Annotated in this window: 2 protein-coding genes; both read left to right on the top strand. The window is 71.0% G+C overall.

Annotated features, from left to right (window positions below):
* Positions 1-54: 54 nt before the first annotated feature.
* The gene (locus DXK32_RS31835; protein WP_114862149.1) at positions 55-726 is read left to right on the top strand and encodes a plasmid pRiA4b ORF-3 family protein; all 672 of its coding nucleotides are present in this window, start codon (positions 55-57) and stop codon (positions 724-726) included.
* Positions 723-2,141 carry an ISKra4 family transposase gene (locus DXK32_RS31840; RefSeq protein WP_114862150.1) on the top strand — a complete coding sequence of 473 codons (1,419 nt, stop codon included), beginning with the start codon at positions 723-725 and terminating at the stop codon, positions 2,139-2,141. The genes DXK32_RS31835 and DXK32_RS31840 overlap by 4 nt, the downstream gene beginning before the upstream one ends.
* The last annotated feature ends 7 nt before the right edge of the window (positions 2,142-2,148 follow it).

A 2,148-nucleotide genomic window follows, 5' to 3' on the forward strand; every position in this document is an offset into this window, starting at 1 on the left:
GAGCCCATCACAAACCGGGGGCAGCCGCGACTCGGCTGAGGTATAGCTGGCGCCATGCCCGACTCGCCTCCATCCCAGACGCTGCAGTTGAAGGTGCAGCTGCGTGACGTCCATCCGGCGGTTTGGCGCCGGGTGCGGGTGGTGGATCGCCTGTCGATCGCCGATCTGCACCGGGTCATCCAGCTGCTGATGGGCTGGAAAGATGACCGCCTGCACCGCTTCCGCATTCACGGCCGGAGCTACGGCATCCCGGCCATCGGCGGGCTGCACTTTGGCGAGGACGCCGAGGCGGTGCCGCTGGCGCGCTTCCGGTTCCGGCCCACCGAGCGCTTCCTCTACGAGTACGATTTCCGCGCCGGCTGGCGGATCGACATCCGCGTTGAAAAGGTTCTGGCAGCCGTGCCCCGGCCGCCGCATCCGGTCTGCTTGGCCGGCCGGGAGACCAGTCCGCCGGACGCGTGCGGCGGCCCTCAGGACTTCGCCGATCAGCGGCGCGCGGCGACCGGCTGGGCGATGGCCGAGGACCTGGACACCGTCGCCGCCATTCTCCGGCGGGTCGCGGACGGGGACCGCTCCGCCCTTGATGACCCCGACGAGTGCCACGCCTTCGAACGGGCGGTGGCCCGTCTGGAGGCGCGCCGGCCCTTTCTGCCCGGCGCCTTCGAGCGCGCCGCGGTCAACGCCGCTCTGCGGCAAGCGTTCACGGCGGAGCGGGGGTCGGGATGATCCGGATGGCGGTGCAGGTGGTGTTCATCGCGGAGGATGGGGGGCGGGAGGTTCACGAGGTGGCCCGGCTCGACCGCGGCGACCTTGCCCCGGAGACGCTGGGGCTGTCGCTGGCCGAAGCCAAGGCGATCACCGGGTCCCTCCAGCACGCGCTCGTCGACGCGCAAGTCGCGCGCTGGCGGGAGGCCCAGAACGTCTGTCCCGACTGCGGCGGTTCCCGTTCGCTCAAGGGCCACCATCGCCTCGTCTACCGCACTCCGTTCGGCACGGTGCGGCTCGCCAGCCCACGGTTCCGGGCCTGCTCCTGCCAACCCCGGACCCACCGCTCGGTGAGCCCGCTGGCCGCCCTTCTGCCCGAACGGGCCAGCCCCGAACTGCTGTATCTGGAAACCAAGTTCGCCTCGCTGGTGTCCTACGGTCTGACCACCCGGCTGCTCGGCGAACTCCTGCCCGTCGAGCGGCCGATCGGCGCCGAACGGGTCCGGCGGCATCTGTTCCGGGTGGCCCGCAGCCACGAGGCCGCCCTGGACACCGCGCCGACCAGCCTGCCGGTGGACGGCGTCATCGATGCCGACGACGCCCCGCCACCCGATGGCCCGCTGTTCGTCGGCCTGGATGGCGGCTACGTCCGTGGCCGCGAGCAGGGCTGGTTCGAAGTGATCGCCGGCAAGAGCGTGGCGTCGTTCCACCGCGACGGCCGCGATCCGGACCCGGGCGGGCGCTGTTTCGCCTTCGTCCAGACAGTGGACGAGCGACCGAGGGCGCGCCTGGTCGACACGCTGCGCCGGCAGGGGCTGCGGCCTGAGCAGCCGGTAATCTTCTTCTCCGATGGCGCGGAGACCCTGCGCCGCCTGCAGCGCAACCTCGTGCCGGAGGCCGAGCATGTGCTGGACTGGTTCCACGTTACCATGCGGCTGACCGTGCTGGGGCCAATGGTCAAGGGGGCCTGGAGCGATCCCGACACGGCCGCGACGAAAACCGCCGCGCTGGAGCGGATCAAGTGGCTGTTGTGGCACGGCAACCCCGCCGAGGCGATCGACGCCATCGAGGACCTCGCCGACGACGTGGCCGCCGCCCTGGAGGACACCCCGGGCGCCCCCGCGCTGGAGAAGCTCGCCACGACGCTGGCCGAGCTCGCGACCTACATCACCAACAACGCCGGGCACATCATCGACTACGGGGAACGCTTCCGGGGCGGCGAGCGGATCTCCACCGGCTTCGTGGAATCCGCGGTCAACCAGGTCATCGACAAGCGCTTCGACAAACGCCAGTCGATGCGCTGGACGCCGCGCGGCGCCCACCTGCTGCTGCAGACCCGCACCCGCGTCCTCAACGGCGATCTCGACGACCTCATCCGCTGCCGCTATCCCGCCTTCCGCATGCCCTCCGTCGCCGAAGCTGCCCCCGGTTTGTGATGGGCTC

It is taken from the genome of Azospirillum brasilense, from assembly GCF_003349955.1.
Classification (GTDB): Bacteria; Pseudomonadota; Alphaproteobacteria; order Azospirillales; family Azospirillaceae; genus Azospirillum; species Azospirillum brasilense_B.